Here is a 19375-nt window from a genome sequence, read left to right on the forward strand (position 1 = left end):
GACTTATGTTTCGGTTCCTCGAATACGACGAACGCAGTCGAAGCGGCTTGTCAGGGAAGGCCTGGTAATGGGCGGGCATCCGAAAGCTGCCGGTGTCTCAAGCCATTAAATACGTTGTTCCCGCATCTACCGCTTGTTATTCGACGCCAAGAGCTTGTTCACGCGAGCCAGGCGTGAGGGGGCCTCGTAGATACACGGAGTTGCCGGCCTTGCGTCGAGACAGGGTTCCGTTGCCGACAACCCGCGCGGGCATCACTCGCCTTACGATCGCGCGCCTTGTCAGGGCTGGGGTGGGTTGCGCCCATCTTAAGCGGTGTTGGCTTGAACGAAGAGATGGTCGCGGAGAGCGGACATAGCGTGCCGGCTCGGCGGCAGGTCGCTCTCCTGGATCGAGCCGCGACTGCATTGGGGGATGACTGCCTGGGCTTCACCCTTGCCCAGGACTTCGATCCCCGGGAACTCGGGCTGCTGTTCTACGTGATGGCGTCGTCGCGAACGCTCGGCGACGCGATCCAGCGAATTGCCCGTTACAGCGCGATCACTAACGATTCGCTGGTCTTCAGCGTTCCCGAGAGCGGAGCGATGGCACTGCGCCTGACCTACGTCGGCGTTCCCCGCCATTCCGATCGGCATCAAGCTGAGTTTTGCATCTTTGGCGCAATTCGCCTCTGTCGCCTCCTGACCGGAGCGACGCTCGTCCCACAGCGCGTCTCGATCGCGCATCATCGCTCGGGCGATATCTCGGCGATGTCACGCTTTGCTGGGACCACCGTCGAGTTCGGCGCGCATAGCGACGAACTGGTCCTGCCAGCCGAGGCGCGCGAGCGCCCAGTCGTCAATGCCGACCCTTACCTGAACGATCTCATGCTGAGCTACTGCGAGGCGGCATTGTCGTCCCGCGCAAGCAATGCGAGCCCGCTTCGTGTGATCGTCGAGAATGCCATCGCTCCGCTGCTGCCGCCCTGTGCACTGGCGCGGCCCGGCGGTGTCCCGTGGCCCTGCGCTGGCTAGCGGCTGTGCGGGCCGCTGCCGCGCCTCGCCGGTGTGTCGCGGTGACGATAGTCCGACGAGCCCGTCTATTTAGAGAGAGCGTCGAACCACGCTTTCCATTGCGGCGCAGCGCTGGCGAAGGTGCCTCGATGTGTCGTCTGGCCCGTGGAGATGGCCTCGACCTTGTCGTTTCCACTGCCCACCGCGCGTTGGTAGTGCATCGGCAGCTTCGCAAGGCCGGTGCTGACGACCTCATCCGCCTCGCCATAGTAGTTGCGCAACGGCGTCTTGAAGACCCAGTGATATGCGTTCGTGCTTGCCACGAGGCGGCCATAGGTCGAGTTGGCAAAGAACAGCGGATCAAAATACTCGGCCCGAACGAGCTTGTGCAGGTCCCCGGGGATTTCAGCCGGGTCAAGCGGCTCCCGTTCGTAGGCCTTGCGCGCAAGCTCATAGGCCTCGTCGGTAATCACCGAGCGAGCCAGTCCCGGCACGCCGTAGTAGTTCTCGAACGAGAACGCCGTCAGGATGAAGAGTATGGCGAGCCAAGGTGCGTCGATCTTTCGTGGGAACTGTAATGCGCCCCTCATCATGGCAACGCCATCTGCCGGAGCGCTTGCCGTGGCGGCCGCGACAACCGGTACTCCCAAACCCTCAAGCTTTTCGAGAAAGGCCATGGTCACGAAGCCACCCTCAGACCAACCGGTCAGAAACAGCTTGTTGGTCTCGATCTTCATCTGATCTAGCACGGCTCGGCTCGCGGCCGTGCTGGTACGAGATCACAGGAAAGGACGTACCCGAAATGTCGGGGATCGCCAGCAGGCCAGTGGCCACAATCGGTTTGTTGTCGCGTTCCGGGATCACGGAAGGATAGGTCACACGGTAAAGGCGCACAGCGTTGGTGGCCGGGCTGTAGGTGACCGGAATGCCAGCGAACGTCGGCGTATCGACCTTGAGGATGTGGTTTAGGCGGTCGACGTCCCACCGGTCGATGAGCTGATACTGCACCCCGGATGTCACAGGAACCAGTTGACTTTCCTGCGCCGTCGAAGCCGTCGGGGCAGCAACCGATCCGCACAGTAATGCAATTCCAGCAAGCAACCGAACGAGGGTCAACATTATCTGCTCCCTTTCCATGCCAGAGTTCTGACAGGCTGAAGACCTGCCGTGGGTAGCGGGGTCAAGACCCACGGCGACATTGTAGCCGCTTCGGTGGCCCGAGCTAACGCGACTGGAAGAAATCTGGGCTATGTCCAGCGCTTAGTATTTGGCGCGATGGAAGTCGAAAAACTGGTCAAAGGAAAATCCCCCTATATCTCGACCCACGACGACACGGAATTGGAGCAGCTGAAAGCAACAACGAAGCACTCTTTATCGCGCAGCCGGAGGATGTTTCGCCCGCCGCAACTTCCTACCACGGTCAACGGTGATCGACGTGGAGCAAGCCACCTCACGTGCAACGGGCGACCGTTGATCCGTGAGGTGGTGGACCCTCAGGGGCGCACGAGGCATCGGACAGCAGCGCCGCCTGGCGGCCAGCCCGATCCCGGCGCGGTGCCGGTGTGGACCCGACCGTCTCGGCCACGGCCCGGACCTCAACACCCGACGCGCACACATCAACGCAAGTCCACCACCCGGCAGCGACAGCCGCCCTACTGCGAATTTAGGTTCTGTTCGTGGACGTCGTCGGCCTCGTCGGCAACGGGATCATGCTCGACGACTTCGAACTTGTGGTGAAAATCTGACGCTTGGTACCCCCGCGAATGGCAAGAGACGACCCTAGGCCGAAGTTGAACGCCGCGCCGATGGGTACCCGTGACACAACTCAGACATATTGAGGGTAAACTTTGATTGGCCGAAACTTCCCGTTACGTCAGACTGGCCACGGCTCACCGGGGCGGCCTGTCGACCTGTTGCTCCTGGTGCAATTTTACGCGGCCAGTCCGCCGCTTGATCGGCTGAGTAAGATTGTCTGCAAACTCGAGAAAGTAACGCGTCATCAGGCGATAACTGGGAGGACGACTACATGAACAGGAACGTGGTTGCGGTATCCCTGAGCCTTATTCTAGGCCCAGCACTGACCCAAGGGGCGATTGCTCAAGGCGCCCAACCCGCGCTGACTGAAGCGGAGGCCCAAGCCATCGGCGTTGATGCCTACATCTACTTCTACCCAATGATCTCGATGGACATAACGCGGAAGCAATCGACGAACATCGAAGCTGGGAAAGAGTTCGGCAAAGGCCCGATGAACACGTTCGTGAATGTCCCAGCATTTCCACCCGCCGATTTGAAGATAGTCGTGCGGGTCAACTTCGATACGCTCTATTCTATTGCGTGGCTCGATCTCACCAAGGAACCGCTGGTTGTCTCCGCACCAGAAACCAGCGGGCGCTACTATCTCCTGCCAATGCTCGACATGTGGACAGACGTTTTTGCCTCCCCCGGATGGCGCACGACCGGGACGCAGCCCGGCAATTTTCTGGTCACGCCTCCGGGATGGAGCGGTACCGTTCCCGAGGAGATGACGCGCATCAGCGCGCCGACGCCGTATGTCTGGACTATCGGCCGGACCAAGACGGACGGGCCGCCCGACTATGACGCGGTTCACAAAATCCAGGCTGGCTACAAGGTCACGGCGCTATCGGACTGGGGCAAGACGCCGATACCGGTCGAGGTCAAGATCGATCCGAGCGTCGACATGAAGACCGCGCCGAAGGTTCAATCCGATACCATGCCGGCGGCCAAGTACTTCGCCTACGCGGCCGAGCTGATGAAGCTCCATCCACCTCACCTCACAGACGAGCCGATCGTCGCGCAGATGAAGCGCATCGGCATTGTGCCGGGACAGAGCTTCGACTTCGAGAAGCTCCCGCCAGCCGTGCAGAAGGCCCTCGAAGCTGCGCCGGAAGTCGGGCAGAAGCTGATGGAATGGAAGCTCCCGACGCTCGCTCGGGTCGCCAACCATTGGTCGATGAACACCGACACCATGGGCGTCTATGGGAATTACTATCTGAAGCGCGCCATCGTTACGCAGCAGGGCCTCGGCGCGAACCTGCCCGAGGATGCGATCTACCCGCTTAATCTCGGTGACGACGCCGGCAGGCCGCTCGATGGCGCCAATAGGTATACGCTGCATTTCGAAAAGGGGGCCACGCCGCCGGTGAATGCCTTCTGGTCGATTACGCTCTATGACCCTGAGGGTTTCCAGGTTGGGAACAGTCTCAATCGCTTCGCGGTGAGCAGCTGGATGCCCTTCAAATACAATTCCGACGGATCGCTCGACCTCTATTTCCAGAACGAGAACCCGGGCAAGAACAAGGAGGCCAACTGGCTACCGGCGCCAAAAGGCGGCTTCAACTTGACGATGCGGCTTTACGGCCCGAAGTCCGAAGCGCTCACGGGTAGATGGACCCCGCCGCCTGTCACGAAAGTACAGGGGCTTCCGCTCGTGGTCGGGCAGTAATCTTTCAAAGAAAGCGCCGGCGCGGATCAGCGTCGGCGCATCGACCGACCGCATCGCGGTCGCGGATGGGCGTTCATGGCACAACCTCGCTTCGGCACGGTGTGCGTTAAGATGACCGCTTTCCACCCGTAGCGGCTGCTGCCGGCGGGTACCAAGCGTCAGATTTTCACGCCGGTGGCGCAGCGCCCATAAGACAGGCGCTGCAGACTGTCTCAACTCTCCTCGCTCCGGTCTTCAAGCGCGCCAGTGAGCCCGAGCCTCTCAAGTTCGGCTTCGACCTGCTCAAGTGTTATGCGCTCGACTGGCACAAGCACGGTGTCGGCTTCGATCGACTGCCGCGGCAGGCCCCAGCCCCGGTTGAGCAAGGCGGTTGGCCGCCGCGCCTTTCACGGCGTCGGGCAAACCGTTCCGCATCAGTTCCGCCAGCGTCAGGATCGCCTCCTCGGTGTGCTCCCGCGCCAGCGCCTCCACCGGCCCCTTGATCGAGGGCCGCCCCTTCGGATTACCGCTCTGGCCCGGTTGCCAGAGACCCTTTCCGTTCCGCATCTGATATGCCCGTGTTAGCAGACCACTGGCCCAACAAGGTAGGACGGCAATGCGGCTGCTTTTGGGACCAGCCGACCGGACCGGCGACTGGATGTTCGACGTGCTACCGTTGAAATTCAGGCTCCTGGGTCGCGAAGACTTTAGCTTCCGCTTCCAATGAAGCTATGATTTCTCGGTATTCTGTAATCATCGCGCCGCTTTTTGGTGCGTCCGACCTGATCCAGTGTTCAAGCGCAACATTCGCCAACTCGTACGCCTCGCAGAGATCGAGAAAGAATTCGCCTGAGCCCAGATCAAAACGGGCCCTGCAATCAGGAAACCGCAGTTTTAGGCGTGCGCGACCGCGCTCTTCGATCCTGGTCATGTTGCGACTTCGGTATGTGAGGGCGTTCCATTTGCTCCTCACCCTCGTCGATCATGGGCTTGGCGCAGTGATCCATCAATTGACCCTAAGGACATCTGAGGCCCCTCTAAATAGATTGGCGATGCGATCGCCGCTTGTTATTCTCGGCCAAGTTGTTGCTCGTCCCCGACATGAGCAATGGAGTTCGATGGCTTTGCCTCTCGACCTGAATGCGTTACCGACGACCCGAGCGGGTATCACGCGTCTGGCCGTCGCGCGCCTTGCCCGCGCCGGCGTGGCGGCTGCGCCGCTCCTGAAAGCCGTTGGCTTGAGCGAAGAGATGCTCGCCGATCATGATCAGAGAGTGCCTGCTCGGCGTCAGGTCGCATTGTTGGACCGGGCCGCGACGGCACTGGGGGATGACTGGCTTGGCTTCAACCTTTCGCAGGAATTCGACCCGCGCGCTCTCGGCCTGCTGTTCTACGTTATGGCGTCGTCGCAAACGCTCGGCGAGGCACTGCAACGCATTGCCCGGTACAGTTCGATCACCAATGAAGCGCTGGTCTTCCGTGTTGCCGACGGAGGCGAGGTCACCGTCAAGCTGAACTATGCCGGGCTCCCCCGCCATTCCGACAGGCATCAGGCTGAGTTCTGCATTTTTGGAGCAATCCGGCTCTGCCGCCTCCTGACGGGATCGAACCTCGTTCCGCAACGCGTCTCCTTCGCGCACCACCGATCGGGCGATACCGGTGCGATGTCACGGTTTGCCGGAACCCAAGTGGAGTTCGGCGCAGATATCGATGCTTTCGTTCTGCGGGCTGACACGCGTGAACGCGCACTCGTGAATGCCGATCCCTACCTTAATGAGCTTATGCTGACTGATTGCGAGGCGGCATTGTCGTCCCGGGCGAGCAATGCGAGCCCGCTTCGGGTCAGTGTCGAGAATGCGATCGCTCCGCTGCTGCCGCACGGCAAAGTTCGCGCCGAAGTCATCGCCCGCCAGCTTGGCATGAGTGAACGGACGCTTTGCCGAAAGCTCGCCGACGAGGGCCTGAATTTCTCGGAAATCCTTCAGCAGCTCCGGCGCGACCTGGCTATGCGCTACCTCAGTGATGGCGGTCACCATGTCTCCAAGATTGCCTGGCTATTGGGGTTCCATGAGGTCAGCGCGTTCTCGCACGCCTTCAAGCAATGGACCGGGCTGGCGCCGAGCCAGGTACGGTTGGCCGGCGTCGTAGCTGATTGAAGTCGGTTTGCCAGTCCGACTAATGCACACTCAGGGGGGGGCGCGAATCTGCGTTGACCGTCCCCCTCGGGACAAGAAGGCGCACGGTTCCGGGGCCTGTTGGCAGCGCGCCCGGCGGGCGCGGATCCAGCGCGGGCGTCCGCCCCTGAAATGCAACGTCTGCGGGACGTACTTCTCCCCAGGCGTCGCGCAGACGCGAATTACTGCTCCAATCTCTGTCGTCAACTCGCCTACTGGGTGCAGCTCAAGTGACGCCCTGCGCTTGGCAGGGGCACGCAAACCTTTGGCGGAGAATGACAAGCGGCGGACGCAGCGGCTCTGTATTTTTAGGACGTCCCATCCGGGGACGTCGAGGCCGATCTGCGATGACTGTAAAACCTTCACCTGGCTGCTGCGCTTACCCTTTGTTGCTGCGTGCACGGGCAACGAAGCTGCGCTGGACAGGCCGTCTCCACGCGCTTTTCGTGCTCCTTCGGCTTCAATTTCGACGGGGCCGGCATCGCTAAATAGTAAGAGCGCTGTTCCGACAGCACCTTTTCGCAGCGCGTTGAGCGCCCACTCTGACGATCCTGATTTGGAGGATCGTTTTGTGTCTAGGCTTGACCATCGACTTGAGCCTGAGGGCGAGGTGCGCCGCTTCGAGGTGATCACCGGCGCGATAGGCCGGCGGCGCTGGAGTGCCGACGACCGTGCGCGGATTCTTGAAGAGACGCTGTTTCCCGGAGCGGTCGTCTCCGACTATCCTACCGTGGCAGGCTCAGATCGCACCATTCCCGTGACAGTGCCTCTCAGCCTGCATCTACGGCCACAACCCCTGGGAATTCGGCGGCGAGATAATCTACGAGCGCTCGGACTGCCGGTAAGAGACCATGCCGATAAGGCATGAGAGCAGTGATTCTTGAGTCCGATGCGATCCACCCAGGAAGCACATGCACCAAGTCTCCTGTCAGCACTTCGGGCCAGCATACGTATCCGGGCAGGGCCACGATTCCCAAGCCTGTGGAAGCCGCTTGCTTGAGAGCCACCATATCGTTGCTCACAAACCGTGGCTCTATCGGGATCGTTACACCCTTGGCCCGGGCCCGTTGAAGCTGCCAATTCGCCGCACTGGCGTACCCTAGGGCGATTGCATCGTGCCCGATCAAGTCGTCGGGCCTCGCCGGTGTACCTGCGCGGTCGACATAATTACGTCCCGCGAAAAGAAGCCACGGGACATCCGCAATCTTTCTTTGAACAAGCGTCGAATTCGGCAATGGACCCGAATGTCCCCGAAGAGCCAAGTCGAAGCCCTCTGCCAAAATATCAATCTGGATATCGGTCGCATATTGAATCACGCGAACCTTTGGGTACCGGGCCAAGAAAACCGGCAACAGGTCACGCAAGGCGAATTGCGCAATTGCAACCGGTGTGGTGAGCCGAACAACTCCACTGGGCTCGATCAGTCGTTGACGCATGGAATCCTCGGCGATTTCCGCTTTCTGCAGCGTCGCCACAGCATGGTCGTAGAATACGCGACCTGACTCGGTCACTTCGAACCTCCTGGATGTTCGATTGACGAGGCGAACACCGAGCGAAGACTCAAGCTGTTGTACGCGATGGCTCAACGTTGACTTCGGAATGCGTAAGCCCCGCCCTGCGGCGGTAAACCCGCCTCGGTCGACGACTTGTACGAAATAAAGCAAGTCCTTCAGATCCAGCATTCCCAGCTTCCGAATTTTTCAGACGATAAGTCCGAAAAATAAGGACTTCTGCGACGACAGTCGAGCGCCTAGCCTAGTTCTATGCAGAACGCCGCAGGATATTCACATGGTGAAGCGTGCCCTTAGCAGCGGACAGCCACACGAACCTCGCGAGCCAGAGTTCGCCCTGTGCACCGCCGTGCTCTGCGTGTCGCCGTGCGGTTGTACTGATCTCTCCATCTGATCGAGATGGTGCGTGGTCAGTTGGCCGGAGTGATTGATGATGCCGACGAGTTCCAGCAGTGGCTCAGTTTCGTGCGTTGTTCCTGGGATCTCTGAAGACGATATTCGTGCCCAACTGGGTCGCATTTTAGCAAGTGACGACTTTAAGGTGCCCGGGCGGGTGCGCCGGTTTCTTTCCTACGTGGTTGAAGAAGCGCTCGCTGGCCGGGCAGACCGCATCAAGGCCTATGCGATCGCAGTCGAAGTCTTCGGCCGGCGTCCAGATTTCGACGTCATGAACGACCCCGTCGTTCGCATCGAGGCGGGGCGGCTCAGGCGCGGATTGGAGCGGTATTACCTGCTCGAAGGCAGTACCGACCCGCTTGTGATCGAGATTGCCAAGGGGGGCTATGTGCCCAGCTTCCGCTGGCAATTGAACGATCAGATCGACCCTGCGCCGCTTTCACCATCCGATCCCGCGCCCGACGAACCACCCCGCCCGCAAATGGGCGCGCGGTTGAGGCGCCCTTGGCTCGTCGGCGCCACTTCAGCGCTCGCGATCAGCTCGTTGGTGGCCTTCGTGACGATGGCGAACCGACCGGTCCCGGCTGCGCCAGTGAGCCCGGCACGGCTGTCACTCGTCGTGAAGCCATTCGTCAACCTCACTGAGAAAGCCGAATTCGAGGTTTTCGCGGCAGGACTTGCCGACGATGTCATCTCGCAGCTCGTTCCGAACGAAGAGCTAACGATCTTTCGCAGTCAGACTTCAGCTGCCTTGGGATCTTCCGCGTCCGCCGCACAAATCGATCGCCAGGTTGGCCGGCGGCATATCCTGGAGGGCGTCATCCGTGCAGGCGACGGCAAGCTCAGGATCACAAGCCGCCTGCTGGATGGGCAAACGACCGCGATCATCTGGTCGGGCATCTATGAAGCGGACCAAAATGCTGGCAGCGGCTTCGATCTCGAGACAAACATAGCGGCCAAGATCGCCGCATCCGTGAGCCTGCGCTTACGACCGCCGGCGAAGATGCAGTAGGCGCATTTGCGGATTTCCCATGGGTCGGTCAATGCCCGGCTCACACTAAAGCCTTTGAAAACACGGAGCAGCACAGCATCAGTGAAAGCGGTCTCCGTACGGTATCGACGCAATCGGGTGCCCAAATTGAGGGTTTCCCTAGGTGATCAAAATGTCACTGAAAGATGTTTTTCGCCTGAAAATGACGATCATTCGCTTCTCGGCAATGAATTCACGTGCAACCGTTGACGCCCTGACTGTGCATGGAGGAGGATCACATGCGTCTAAGCCTTGTATCCACTGCTGCCCTAGCAGCGTGCCTGACAACTTCGACCTTCGCGGCTGATTTGCCGAGCCGCGCACCTCCGGTCGCCCCGATCATCTATGCACCGGTATTCACGTGGGCCGGATTGTATGTCGGTCTCAACGCCGGCGTGGGCTGGGCTGACTCGGGCGAGATCGTCGTCAACGGACCGACGGCCGCCTCTTCCGGCGTCCTGAGCGGTGTCGGCGGTGGTGACGGCAGGTTCGTCGGCGGCGCCCAGATCGGCTACAACTGGCAGTCCGGCGCGATCGTCTACGGCCTCGAGACCGACATCCAGTATGTCGATGCAGGCGGTAGCGTGGCCTGGGGCCGCTATTCCTGGTGGGATGGCCGCGGGGGCGGTGACGGCGCCTATTTCGGCACTGTGCGTGCTCGCATCGGCTATGCCTTCGACCGAACCCTGGTCTACGTCACCGGCGGCCTGGCCTATGGCGGCCTGAACACCAACCCGCTGACCGGCAACACGACGAGCAATGCCGGCTGGACGGTCGGCGGCGGTGTCGAATACGCCTTCACCAACAACTGGACGGCCAAGATCGAAGGCCTCTACGTCGATACCGGCGAGGGCCGGCGCGCCCGATCCTTCGACAATGCGGCGGGCGGCGTGCTCCCGGCCGGAACCTATACCGCAGTCAGCAATGGCGGCGGCGGTGCCGGGCTCCTGCGCGTCGGCGTGAACTACAAGTTCTGAAGCGACAGCTTTTGACCTGCGAGCAGCCCGGCGCCTTGCGCCGGGCTGTTTTTGTTAGCCCAACAGTGTTGGCTCGCTGGTTTGCCGGTCACCGGACCGGAGGCGGGGCGCCAGGGATCGTGTGAACCGTCTCAGGCCTGCCTCCTCGGAGACTGGCTTCATCCTCCCGCGTAGCGATCCTGAGCGGATGCAGGCGGGCCCCGCTTCACCAAGAGGGAGGTGTCGGCGGCACTGGCTGTCGAAACTCCGAGGATGATGTGGGCGCTGAGTCCGGCCCAGGCGCCTTGGCGATGGCGCCCGGATCCGGCACGGCCTTCGACATTGCGATGGCGTCGCGCTCGATCGCGGCCGCCAGCAGGCGATAATCGTCCAAGCGAAACATCGCGCAGTGTTCTCCTGCGACCAGCTGCTGATCACCTCCCAGACGAGGTCGTACTCCTCGCAGACGCCGCCAAACCTTCCGCCCCCCAGTCGCGCGAAGCCCTGGCGGAACTCGCCCGGATGGAGGAGGAGGACTGCCAGGGCGAACGTGCCTTCTATCTGGAGGCGTATAACGGCGATGGCTCGTTCACCTTCGAACATCCTGTTGCTATTGTGGCGGTCCTGAATCGGAGGGTGGCGTGCTGCTCGCCATCGGCATCGCGCCCGAACAGGTCTGGCTGCACGACGGCTGCTGGTCCGCGGGCACGCTGACCGCATAACACAGGCCGAAGCCTTCCTCTCAACCACATCAACAGGAGGGCGCAGTCATGAACCGCAAGCAATGCCGCACCCAGCAGGCCACGCCTACATCATCATATCGAGCGAACTAGCGATCAACTGGGCAGGTGAGATGCGCCTGATCTGTATGGATAACGCTTCGCGATAATCGGCCCAGGTGCCGACACTCGCCCCGCAGCGGAGGCAGAAGACACGCGCCCCATCGTGGACGTCCGCCATCACCCCGACAGCGGGCGAGCCACACGCACTGCAACTAAAACGGCTCTCCGGCGGACATTGTGCGGTCACGGGGATTTTGTCATAAGCACAGGCGTCGCAACCAGGGCGGCCACCAGCAGCACCGACCCGATTCTCAACCACACGCCAAGAGACTGCTGACTGAAAAACAACATCACGCCACCTTGTTACGAAAGGTGAGCTAGCTCTCCGCTCTCCATACAGAGCGCCGGCTCGATCTTGAAGGAGTGGGCTCGGGCACTCCCCGGGATTGGTAATCGAACATCGGAAATTACTCTGGGTCAACCAGCCTCGCTCCGGGTGGCATTTTCCTGTCTGGAGCATTGTCATTGTGGCCTTCAAGGACGCTTGGAAGCGCCTTGACGATGCCGACTTGCCTCGCGTTGGCTCATGGGGCGCGAGATGCGCTACCGGGAGCAGATGATGGCCGAGGCGCAGGCCATGCTGGACGATTTCTCCCCACGAACGCGATCAGGCCGAGCCAAAGAGATTGTCGCGGCGCGTTCTGCAGTGAGGACACGTCGGCCAATGCGGCGATCCGATCGATATGCAGGTCACATTAGCCTCGACGGCGGACCTCCTTGGCGATTGAGCACCACGAAGAATACAATAACAACAAAGCTCTCTTTGTTCAGCGAGAGGCCCCAAAGCGCGCGCTTACCAGCGGCAAGGCGGGCAGGCATGGCATGCGCGGATTGGGAACGCTCGGCAGGACGGAGACCCGATGAACCGATTTATAGCGATCACGTTGAGCGCAGTAGCTTTCAGTCTGGCCGCCTCTGCAGCGAAGGCTCAGCCCGATATTGCGACCGACAATGAGCTTCTTGCCGCGTACTGCTTGGGAGCGGCAAACGTTGAAGTCCGGGAAGGCGGCCTCGGGGAAATCGACAGCGCCGTCGAGCAAAGCCGCCAGGAAAGAAAAATCCGGACTCACGCCTACTTAGCCGCCAAAGGCTACCTTCCTAGTAACATCCGATCATCGGCGGCGACACAAGGCATCACGCTTCATGTCAAGCGCGGCGAAACCGACGAAAAACAGTGCAAAGCTAATATTGACGCTTGCTTAATAGGCTGCAAGGGCGGAACCGATACCGAAACGATTTACGAATGCCTGGGAAAGTGTTGGAAACTCGATCCCTGCCCAAGCCTTCTTCACTGTGCCCCTGAAAAACTGCCCTTTTGATCCGAACCGAGCAAGGTGGGTAACGGCTACGTCGCCCATGTTTGTGGCATCTGGACACGCCGACTGGTCCATCGTCGTTCTTCTGGCGCTAATCCTCGTCGCGATCCTGTTCAAGAACCAGCGCGCCTCGACCTCCGCCCGGCACCGGCAGGCGCGTCGAGATCGCAGCACGGCGCATCGGTGCACAAGCCTCGCATCGACCCGAAACCAAGGTGCTCAAGCCAAACACCAGAAGCCGCCCCGTGGGGTTCGAACGCCAAGCCCGTGCGGATGAATTCGTATCCTGCGGTACGATCCACCGCGCCTACGCCTTGACCGGCGTGAGGTCGGGTAAAGCAGGACCAGTTCGTCGCGCAGTCGCGCCTGCGCCACCGGAAGCAGCATCGGGGCGTCGGTGAAGCATTCCTACGCGTCGTGCACGGCGCTGAAGTCCGGTAATGGCTGATCATGGCCGCCCTCTGGCGCTATCAATGCGTTGATCTGGCGGATGCGTACCTCGTCTGGGAGCACAGCCCACGCGTTGTCACGCGCGGCGTGGTATCCAAAGGCGCGGCGGGCCTGCTCGACATCTCCGGTATTATTGCAGAGCGACGGCCAGAGCAGGGTAATATCGTTCTGGCGCTGGCGGACCTGCCAGCACCCCATCATCAAGGTCTTCACGTCTTGGCTTCCTTGGGCAGGCTGATCTTGCGGCCGGCGTTCATGACCCTGGTGAAGGGCGGATGAGCACGTAGTCGTTCGTGCGCCACCACCCCGCTGAACGCCGTTCCATACTGTCCGAATGCCCACCTGCGCAAGCTGGGGAGCTTACCGCCGTCAGCGACGGTAAGTTGATCAGTGATCTGGAGCAGCAGTTCCCCTGCGCGACGTTTGGCGCGGCTTCGCCTTCTCCTTCGATCTTTCGTCGTGCGCCTTGGCGTTGGGGGCGAGTTCCGGCAGCCTTGTCTGCCCCACAATGACAATTAGGCAAATGTTAACCACGCCGGGCGCCTACTGGCATGGTCCATCGGGGTCTTGGGGGGCTCGAGGGGGGACCGTGGCCATGCACGACTTGCACTTGGATCACGCTGCCGTGGAGCAGCTTGTCGGCCTGACTTTCGCCGAAGTCGAACGCGATCTAATCCTGGCGACGCTGCACGAGACCGGCGGCAACCGCACCCATGCCGCGAACATGCTTGGCATCTCCATCCGCACCCTGCGCAACAAGATCAGCGCCTATCGCGGAAAAGGGAACGATGTGCCTCAGTCGGCGGCGCAGTAGGCACGGCCATGCCAATGCAAGCGCCCGACGCAGTGACGGCCAGCAATCTGGTGTCATCAGTGACCATGGCCGGCCTGTTGCGCTGCCTGGTGCAGAAAGGCGTGCTAGCTCCGGGCGATATTCGCGAGATCTATGAGACGGCCCTCATGCTGCTTGAGCTGCAACAGGCCAGCGTGCCTGCGAGGCAGGAGGCCTTTGTTGCCGCTCGGGCGGCTCTCGAGAACAGCCTTCAATCGCGCAATCGAAATGCCAATTAAAGGCCAGCGGATTGTCCCGGTGACAAGTCATCGCAGCTGGCTAACCCTGACGCTGAAGTGATTCGACGCGGCGTCGGGTGACCGATCCAATCTTCAGCGCGCATCGCGCGCACTTATCGGGCGGGTTGGACTCCCGCCGCCGCACCAACCACCTTCGATCCAACGCCAAGGCAAGCCCCCCGGCGATCGAGATTACGCTCCCGGTTTTCTCTCGACGGGTCGCGTTGAAAAAAGCACGACGTTCGAAGGCCGCGCATCCCGTTCAGTGCGCGCCACCGCCTCGAGCAGAAGCACGATGGCGCGGCACAGCCGCTCGTCTTCGATACTATCGCTATCAAGTGTGAGGAACGCCTCCATCAAAAAGGCGCGGCATTTACGATAATTGCCCATGGCGAGCATGCTGATGCCAACAGGTGAACGCTCGACAAAATAATTGAGAGCAATTCGACCCACCGACGGCTCACTCTTACTCCACCATGTCGGCCGTCTCTCGCATGCTCCGCACGAGCGGCGCCTCGCGCCGTTAGCGGGTTTCTGGTTCACGGCAGAACAGCTCCTGCCATCCAGCTTCCGTCATCGGGCTCTGGCCTGCCGCCTCGTCGAACTCGAAAGCCACTCCATCCTTGATGGCCTCCCTTTCCGCATCGCTCAGCGGGTGGGCGCTTATATCGTGGCGCACGCTATTGCTGGCGCGTGTCTCCAGTTTCGCGATGCGCTGTGACAATCGCGTCATGGCGCCGGCCTCGCTGCGCTCGCGATGAAGGCGGCACTCAACGCGGCGTCGGACATCAGCCGCACAGCGCGGCTGCCCCGCGTTTGATCGAGCCGATCACAAGGCTCGGCACCTGACACGAGCGCCGCCAGTTCCGTGTCGGAAAGCCCCGGCACATCGCTCCACCGCGCTTCCGGCAACTCAGCAGGCCCGGGCATCGCGCCCATGATGATCGGATCGCCCCGCCTTACGGCTCCAGCCGCGAGTGCGTGCTCGTAGGCTTGCTGGAGGGCTTCCGGCAGCATCACCCTCATTTCTCCCCGCTTGTTCCGTCCGCCGAACTGGCCGCGATGGGATGTTCGGCAGTCGCAATCGCCCGCGTCCCCGCTTCCGGCCAGATCTTCGCGCTAGCGCTTCCGACCCTGCCCCTTCCCTCGGGCGGCTGCAATGACGGCCGGCTCCGCTGTCAGCGCCGCCCGGCGTTCGGCCTTCTCAGTCTTCGTGGCACGGGTGTCAGCGAGCACACCACCGAGGGAGGCGCGCCAATGAGCGAGCAGCCCGATCCTGTCTTCGCCGCGATCGAGCGCTGGCTGCCGCTATGGGCATTCCTTACCGCCGCTGGCGATATCGAGGTCTTCACGGTTCGCTTGAAAAGTCAGGATTGCTGCCAGCTTGTCCCGCTTGCGGCTGGTCGCGTTTATCGTCATTGCGAACCCAGTCCGGGTTGTTCGGGCGACCAAACCCTCGATGCGGCCGACTTCGTCGATGTAGGCAACAATGCGCTCACCCGGACGAACTTGGACGGACGTTTCAAGGCTAAGGCCGCCTGGGCTCATATCGACTGCGCGGCAGGTTGCCTCCTGGCGCGTGGTCAGCATCAGGCGGCCAGCCAAGCTCACAGGCACGCGACCATGGCGGCGCTTATCTGGGGATCTGTCGCTCGGCCTCATTGCTGAACGGTGCCAACCGCGAGTTACCGTTAGGTAAACTCGCCTTCGCTACCCGCTCGCGCTGGGGCCTTCTTGCCCGTGAAAGTGCGTTAACCCGACCATTCCCGTGTTGAGGGAGTGCCTATAGCGGATTAGGCTCCGGGACTTCGTCTCGGGCGAAGGTCGCGCCCATCGCGGCATGGGATCGCCGGTCAAGCTGGCCCGGGCTCGCTTCGGCGGGCAGGGCCTTTTTTCGGGTCGGTCTTGCGCGGGAGATGCAGGTCAGCGACGACGGGAGAACCAGGTGGGCGCCAGCACCCCCGCCGTCGCTTCCGACGAACCCGCCTTGCAGGGCGGTCTCGCCGCCGTGAGAACCGCGCCCGTGCGACCTCACCCTTACACTTTGCACGGGAGTCTCCCGGAGGACTATTCAATTCTTGACGGGCGGGAACTCCGCTGAGGCTACCTCGTTGTGGCAGCGCAGCCGTTGTGTGTCCAAGCGACGGGGGTGATGGTTCTCTGCCAAGATGACCACCGAAGGGAGCCGGCATACACCCCCCGCTGGCTCCCTTCTTTCTACCGCCGATCAGGAAGCGAGCCGCGGATGTACTGGCAGCGCCCGATCGGCCGGTAGCCATCGAATTCAGAAGCGGCCGTTCGCCCGCGCGCGACGACGGTCACAGGCCCGGCACTCCGAAAGGAGGCCGGGTCTTTTTCGTTTAAGTTCCGCCTCAATGCGGTTGAGCGCTCGATCTCGGCGCGCAATCGAACGACCGCAGCGTCGCCCCGAATGCTCTTCATGTGAGTCTTCAGTCTATGAACTGGAAAGCCCAGGGGGCGACAGAGCGATGGTGCCGCATTCGCCTGCATTCTTCAGTTCCGAAGACTTAGCCTGATCGCGGTTCTCTATCGAAGGAACGATTCTTCGGAGCTGCGGTTCTCGACTCCGTTGAGTTGGAGTTGCGTCATGTGTGCCCAGCGAATGTTTCGAGCTGGCCTATCCTCGGACACCGTCAGCAGCCGGCCAATGCCGCGGGATGACGAGCGCCAGGGTGTTCTCGATCTCCGCGTTCTCCCAACCTATCGCGCCTACAGCGCGACCCGAGGCTGGGTCGACAAGGTCGATGAAGTCGCGATGCTCGCCAGCGCGTTTGCGGATCGGCTCGAGGATGTGAAGAGCATCCGAAACACCGGTGAACTGGACCAGGCAGACGCGGCCAGCGTCAACGCGAACATCGCTTCCGTCGCGAACGCTGCCGACGACCTCATCACGGCTCTGATCGAGAATGCCGAAGCTCGCGGTCTCCAAGCGACCGGCCGCTGGATCGATATCCCGCTGGTCGAGTGCCGAGAGTTCGAGATCAAGGAGCGCGATCCCGTCGAGGAACAGGCAGACGACGCGTACGACAGGATGAAGATGTAGCTGGCGCCTGCCGCCGGAGTGGAGTTGCGTTCATGTGTGCTCGTCGGGTTCTCAGAGCCGGGCTCGGCGTCGATACGGTCAAAGGGCCGGTCACGCGGCGACAGAAGATCGAGCGCAACTTATTCAGCGATCCAATGCCGGAGCGCGTCGAGCCCTGCCTCGCTCTTCTGCAAAGCAGACCACCGACCGGCGACGATTGGGCTTTCGAGGTGAAGTGGGACGGCTATCGGCTCGCCGTCCATATCGGCCCCGGCAAAAAGGTTCGGGTCATCACCCGCGGCGGCCACGATTGGACCAGCCGGTTCCCAACGATAGCCCACGACGCGCTTGAATTCGGCATAGACAGCGCAATCCTCGATGGCGAGGCCGTCGTGCTCGATGAGCGTGGGGCTTCCGACTTCGGCGCCCTGCAGAAGGCGCTTGGCGGGCGAGGCGGCAAGCGATCGGCTGCGAGCGCGATGCTCTACGCGTTCGATCTGCTCTTTCTCAACGGCCAGGATCTGCGCGGGCTGCCCCTGACGGAACGGCGGGAGATGCTAGAGGATGTGCTCGCCCGCCAGCCGCATGGGTCAATTCGGTTGAGCGATGAGATCAATTCGGAAGGCGCGCCATTCCTGAAGCTCGCCTGCGAGCTGGGCCTCGAGGGCATCATCGCCAAACGCCGATCGGCCCCGTATCGATCGGGGCGGGGCGGCGACTGGCTCAAGATCAAGTGCGTCCAGTCCGAAGGTTTTGTCATCATCGGGTATGAGCCGCCGACTGCGGCGCTCGGCGGGATTGGCCGGCTGGTACTGGCCGCTCGCAAAGCCGGCAAGCTGGTCTATGCCGGCAGCGTCGGTTCCGGCTTCAGTCACGCCAGTGCGACCGCGCTGCGCAAGCAGATGGACGAACTCGTTATCCTAAAGCCGGCGGTCAGCCTGAGTGGGCGCCGGCAGGCCTATCGCTGGTTAAAGCCGGCCCTGGTCGCTGAGGTCGAGTACCGAGCATGGACCGACGACCGCAAGCTGCGGCATGCGTCATTCAAGGGGCTGCGTGAGGAAGCCGACGAGGCCTCAGTCTACGAGTTACCATCCGCGGAAGAGTGATCGGCCGCGACCCCCTTCACCATAGCGAGCGTATCCTCAAAGACCGCCCGCTGAGCCGGTGCCGATCGACAGCGGTTGGACGAGGCGTGAGGGACGGTAGACTCAGATCTGGCCGCCATTCTCAACGCACCGGTCGATGGCCTTTCGGGACACCTTGGCGTCCTTGCCTTGCCCCGTGCTCTTCTGGATAGCTTCGCGGCAGATCCGGCGAGGGTCATTGGCATCGCGCTTTGCGGCCAGGGCGACGTTCGTGGCGCCGAATAGGATCGCGACAGACAAGGCAGAGGCCAGCATTTGCATGAAACGATCCTAGCGATTGGCATGTCTGACGATAGGGAAGCAGGGATTCGAACGATGTGCAATCTCTACAGCCTGACCAAGGGCCCGGCCGCGATCGTGGAGATGGCGCGGGCCATGCGCGACACGACCGGAAACCTCCCCCTTCCCGGACTATCCCGCACCGATCGTGCGCAACGACCGGCCGCGACAATGCAGAGGAGCGGGCGAGGATCGCCGCCCTGCGGGCATGGCGCCGGGCGTTGACCGCTCACGGCCGAGGCGCACTGTCAGCCGCAGCGTGGATCGCCGCAGCTGCTATCGTCCTAAGGACGCTCAGAGCCATCTAAGCGGGCTCTCCTGACACAGAGGCCCGGCGCAATTGCTGCCTGGCCGCACGCCCTCCACCGGCATCAAGATGATTTGGCATAATCAGATGGTTTTCCTGCCATTCGATCGCGAGCAATACTTCAGCCATATATCGTTCGTCATCGAACTGGCTGAGGTTATTTTTGCGCTGGAGTCATAATATTTAACTCTCTTGCTGGTGCAATAAAGCGTCGGCGGAGCGCTGGCAGTTTCGGGGGGCGATAATCCGCCAAGTGCGGGAAAGAATCCGGCGATAAGCACTGCAAATTCCAACATGACTGAAACTCCAGTTGCGTCAACGGAACGTTAACCGGGAATTTCCGTAAGGTCGCTGGAAATCTTGGGTATATAACAGCTTAGGGACGGCCTTGAGGTGAAGGCATCCCACTCCACGCAATGACAC

20 protein-coding genes are annotated in these 19375 nt (G+C 61.5%); 11 read left to right on the forward strand and 9 right to left on the reverse strand.

Going from position 1 to position 19375, the window contains the following annotated elements; genetic code table 11:
* Window positions 1-276 precede the first annotated feature (276 nt).
* Window positions 277-1011 (forward strand): AraC family transcriptional regulator, encoded by a 735-nt coding sequence (locus NWE53_RS06175; RefSeq protein WP_265053483.1) that lies wholly within the window; start codon window positions 277-279, stop codon window positions 1009-1011.
* A gap of 65 nt (window positions 1012-1076) precedes the next feature.
* Here NWE53_RS06175 and NWE53_RS29975 read toward each other — a convergent pair whose 3' ends face one another.
* Together NWE53_RS29975 and NWE53_RS29980 are read right to left on the reverse strand one after the other, a co-directional pair.
* Window positions 1077-1727 carry a hypothetical protein gene (locus NWE53_RS29975; RefSeq protein WP_442864976.1) on the reverse strand — a complete coding sequence of 217 codons (651 nt, stop codon included), beginning with the start codon at window positions 1725-1727 and terminating at the stop codon, window positions 1077-1079.
* Window positions 1684-2109 (reverse strand): hypothetical protein, encoded by a 426-nt coding sequence (locus NWE53_RS29980; RefSeq protein WP_442864977.1) that lies wholly within the window; start codon window positions 2107-2109, stop codon window positions 1684-1686. Before NWE53_RS29980 ends, NWE53_RS29975 begins: the two co-directional genes overlap by 44 nt.
* 907 nt (window positions 2110-3016) lie before the next feature.
* Between NWE53_RS29980 and NWE53_RS06185 the strand changes: the two genes are divergently transcribed.
* Window positions 3017-4453 (forward strand): DUF1254 domain-containing protein, encoded by a 1437-nt coding sequence (locus tag NWE53_RS06185; protein ID WP_265053484.1) that lies wholly within the window; start codon window positions 3017-3019, stop codon window positions 4451-4453.
* A gap of 649 nt (window positions 4454-5102) precedes the next feature.
* Here the strand turns inward: NWE53_RS06185 and NWE53_RS06190 are convergent.
* Complete coding sequence (locus tag NWE53_RS06190) at window positions 5103-5363, reverse strand: hypothetical protein (RefSeq protein WP_265053485.1); 261 nt, start codon at window positions 5361-5363, stop codon at window positions 5103-5105.
* A gap of 187 nt (window positions 5364-5550) precedes the next feature.
* On the opposite strand from NWE53_RS06190, the gene NWE53_RS06195 reads away from it, so the two are divergent.
* The gene (locus NWE53_RS06195; RefSeq protein WP_265053486.1) at window positions 5551-6588 is read left to right on the forward strand and encodes an AraC family transcriptional regulator; all 1038 of its coding nucleotides are present in this window, start codon (window positions 5551-5553) and stop codon (window positions 6586-6588) included.
* Between the two features lie 788 nt (window positions 6589-7376).
* On the opposite strand, the gene NWE53_RS06200 is transcribed toward NWE53_RS06195, so the two are convergent.
* Complete coding sequence (locus NWE53_RS06200; protein WP_265053487.1) at window positions 7377-8288, reverse strand: LysR substrate-binding domain-containing protein; 912 nt, start codon at window positions 8286-8288, stop codon at window positions 7377-7379.
* Between the two features lie 259 nt (window positions 8289-8547).
* Here NWE53_RS06200 and NWE53_RS06205 point away from each other — a divergent pair, with 259 nt between their 5' ends.
* The 6 genes from NWE53_RS06205 (at window position 8548) to NWE53_RS06230 (ending at window position 14178) form a co-directional block, all read left to right on the forward strand.
* A complete protein-coding gene (locus NWE53_RS06205; RefSeq protein ID WP_265053488.1) occupies window positions 8548-9525 on the forward strand; it encodes a hypothetical protein in 978 nt (325 codons plus the stop codon).
* Between the two features lie 257 nt (window positions 9526-9782).
* Window positions 9783-10520, forward strand: a complete 738-nt coding sequence (locus tag NWE53_RS06210; RefSeq protein WP_265053489.1) for an outer membrane protein — start codon at window positions 9783-9785, stop codon at window positions 10518-10520.
* A 1681-nt stretch (window positions 10521-12201) separates the two neighbouring features.
* A complete protein-coding gene (locus NWE53_RS06215) occupies window positions 12202-12660 on the forward strand; it encodes a hypothetical protein (protein WP_265053490.1) in 459 nt (152 codons plus the stop codon).
* Between the two features lie 447 nt (window positions 12661-13107).
* Complete coding sequence (locus NWE53_RS06220) at window positions 13108-13386, forward strand: hypothetical protein (RefSeq protein WP_265053491.1); 279 nt, start codon at window positions 13108-13110, stop codon at window positions 13384-13386.
* A gap of 316 nt (window positions 13387-13702) precedes the next feature.
* Entirely contained in the window at window positions 13703-13921 is a 219-nt protein-coding gene (locus NWE53_RS06225) for a helix-turn-helix domain-containing protein (protein WP_442865018.1), read from the forward strand.
* A 14-nt stretch (window positions 13922-13935) separates the two neighbouring features.
* Window positions 13936-14178 (forward strand): hypothetical protein, encoded by a 243-nt coding sequence (locus NWE53_RS06230; protein ID WP_265053492.1) that lies wholly within the window; start codon window positions 13936-13938, stop codon window positions 14176-14178.
* Window positions 14179-14370: 192 nt separating this feature from the next.
* Here NWE53_RS06230 and NWE53_RS06235 read toward each other — a convergent pair whose 3' ends face one another.
* From NWE53_RS06235 to NWE53_RS29985, 4 genes are all read right to left on the reverse strand, one after another.
* A complete protein-coding gene (locus NWE53_RS06235) occupies window positions 14371-14631 on the reverse strand; it encodes a hypothetical protein (protein ID WP_265053493.1) in 261 nt (86 codons plus the stop codon).
* A gap of 70 nt (window positions 14632-14701) precedes the next feature.
* A complete protein-coding gene (locus tag NWE53_RS06240; protein ID WP_265052376.1) occupies window positions 14702-14911 on the reverse strand; it encodes a hypothetical protein in 210 nt (69 codons plus the stop codon).
* Window positions 14908-15195, reverse strand: a complete 288-nt coding sequence (locus NWE53_RS06245) for a hypothetical protein (protein WP_265053494.1) — start codon at window positions 15193-15195, stop codon at window positions 14908-14910. The genes NWE53_RS06240 and NWE53_RS06245 overlap by 4 nt, the downstream gene beginning before the upstream one ends.
* Before the next feature lie 291 nt (window positions 15196-15486).
* Window positions 15487-15840 (reverse strand): PilZ domain-containing protein, encoded by a 354-nt coding sequence (locus NWE53_RS29985; RefSeq protein WP_442864978.1) that lies wholly within the window; start codon window positions 15838-15840, stop codon window positions 15487-15489.
* A 1114-nt stretch (window positions 15841-16954) separates the two neighbouring features.
* On the opposite strand from NWE53_RS29985, the gene NWE53_RS06255 reads away from it, so the two are divergent.
* Window positions 16955-17242: a hypothetical protein gene (locus NWE53_RS06255; protein ID WP_265053496.1), complete on the forward strand. Its 288-nt coding sequence runs from the start codon at window positions 16955-16957 to the stop codon at window positions 17240-17242.
* A gap of 134 nt (window positions 17243-17376) precedes the next feature.
* On the forward strand, window positions 17377-18327 hold the full coding sequence (ligD, locus tag NWE53_RS06260) for a non-homologous end-joining DNA ligase (protein ID WP_320109556.1): 951 nt from the start codon (window positions 17377-17379) through the stop codon (window positions 18325-18327).
* A gap of 102 nt (window positions 18328-18429) precedes the next feature.
* On the opposite strand, the gene NWE53_RS06265 is transcribed toward ligD, so the two are convergent.
* Entirely contained in the window at window positions 18430-18627 is a 198-nt protein-coding gene (locus NWE53_RS06265) for a hypothetical protein (protein ID WP_265053497.1), read from the reverse strand.
* Window positions 18628-19375 lie beyond the last annotated feature (748 nt).

Origin of the sequence: Bosea sp. NBC_00550, assembly GCF_026020075.1 — a bacterium.
Taxonomy (GTDB): Bacteria; Pseudomonadota; Alphaproteobacteria; order Rhizobiales; family Beijerinckiaceae; genus Allobosea.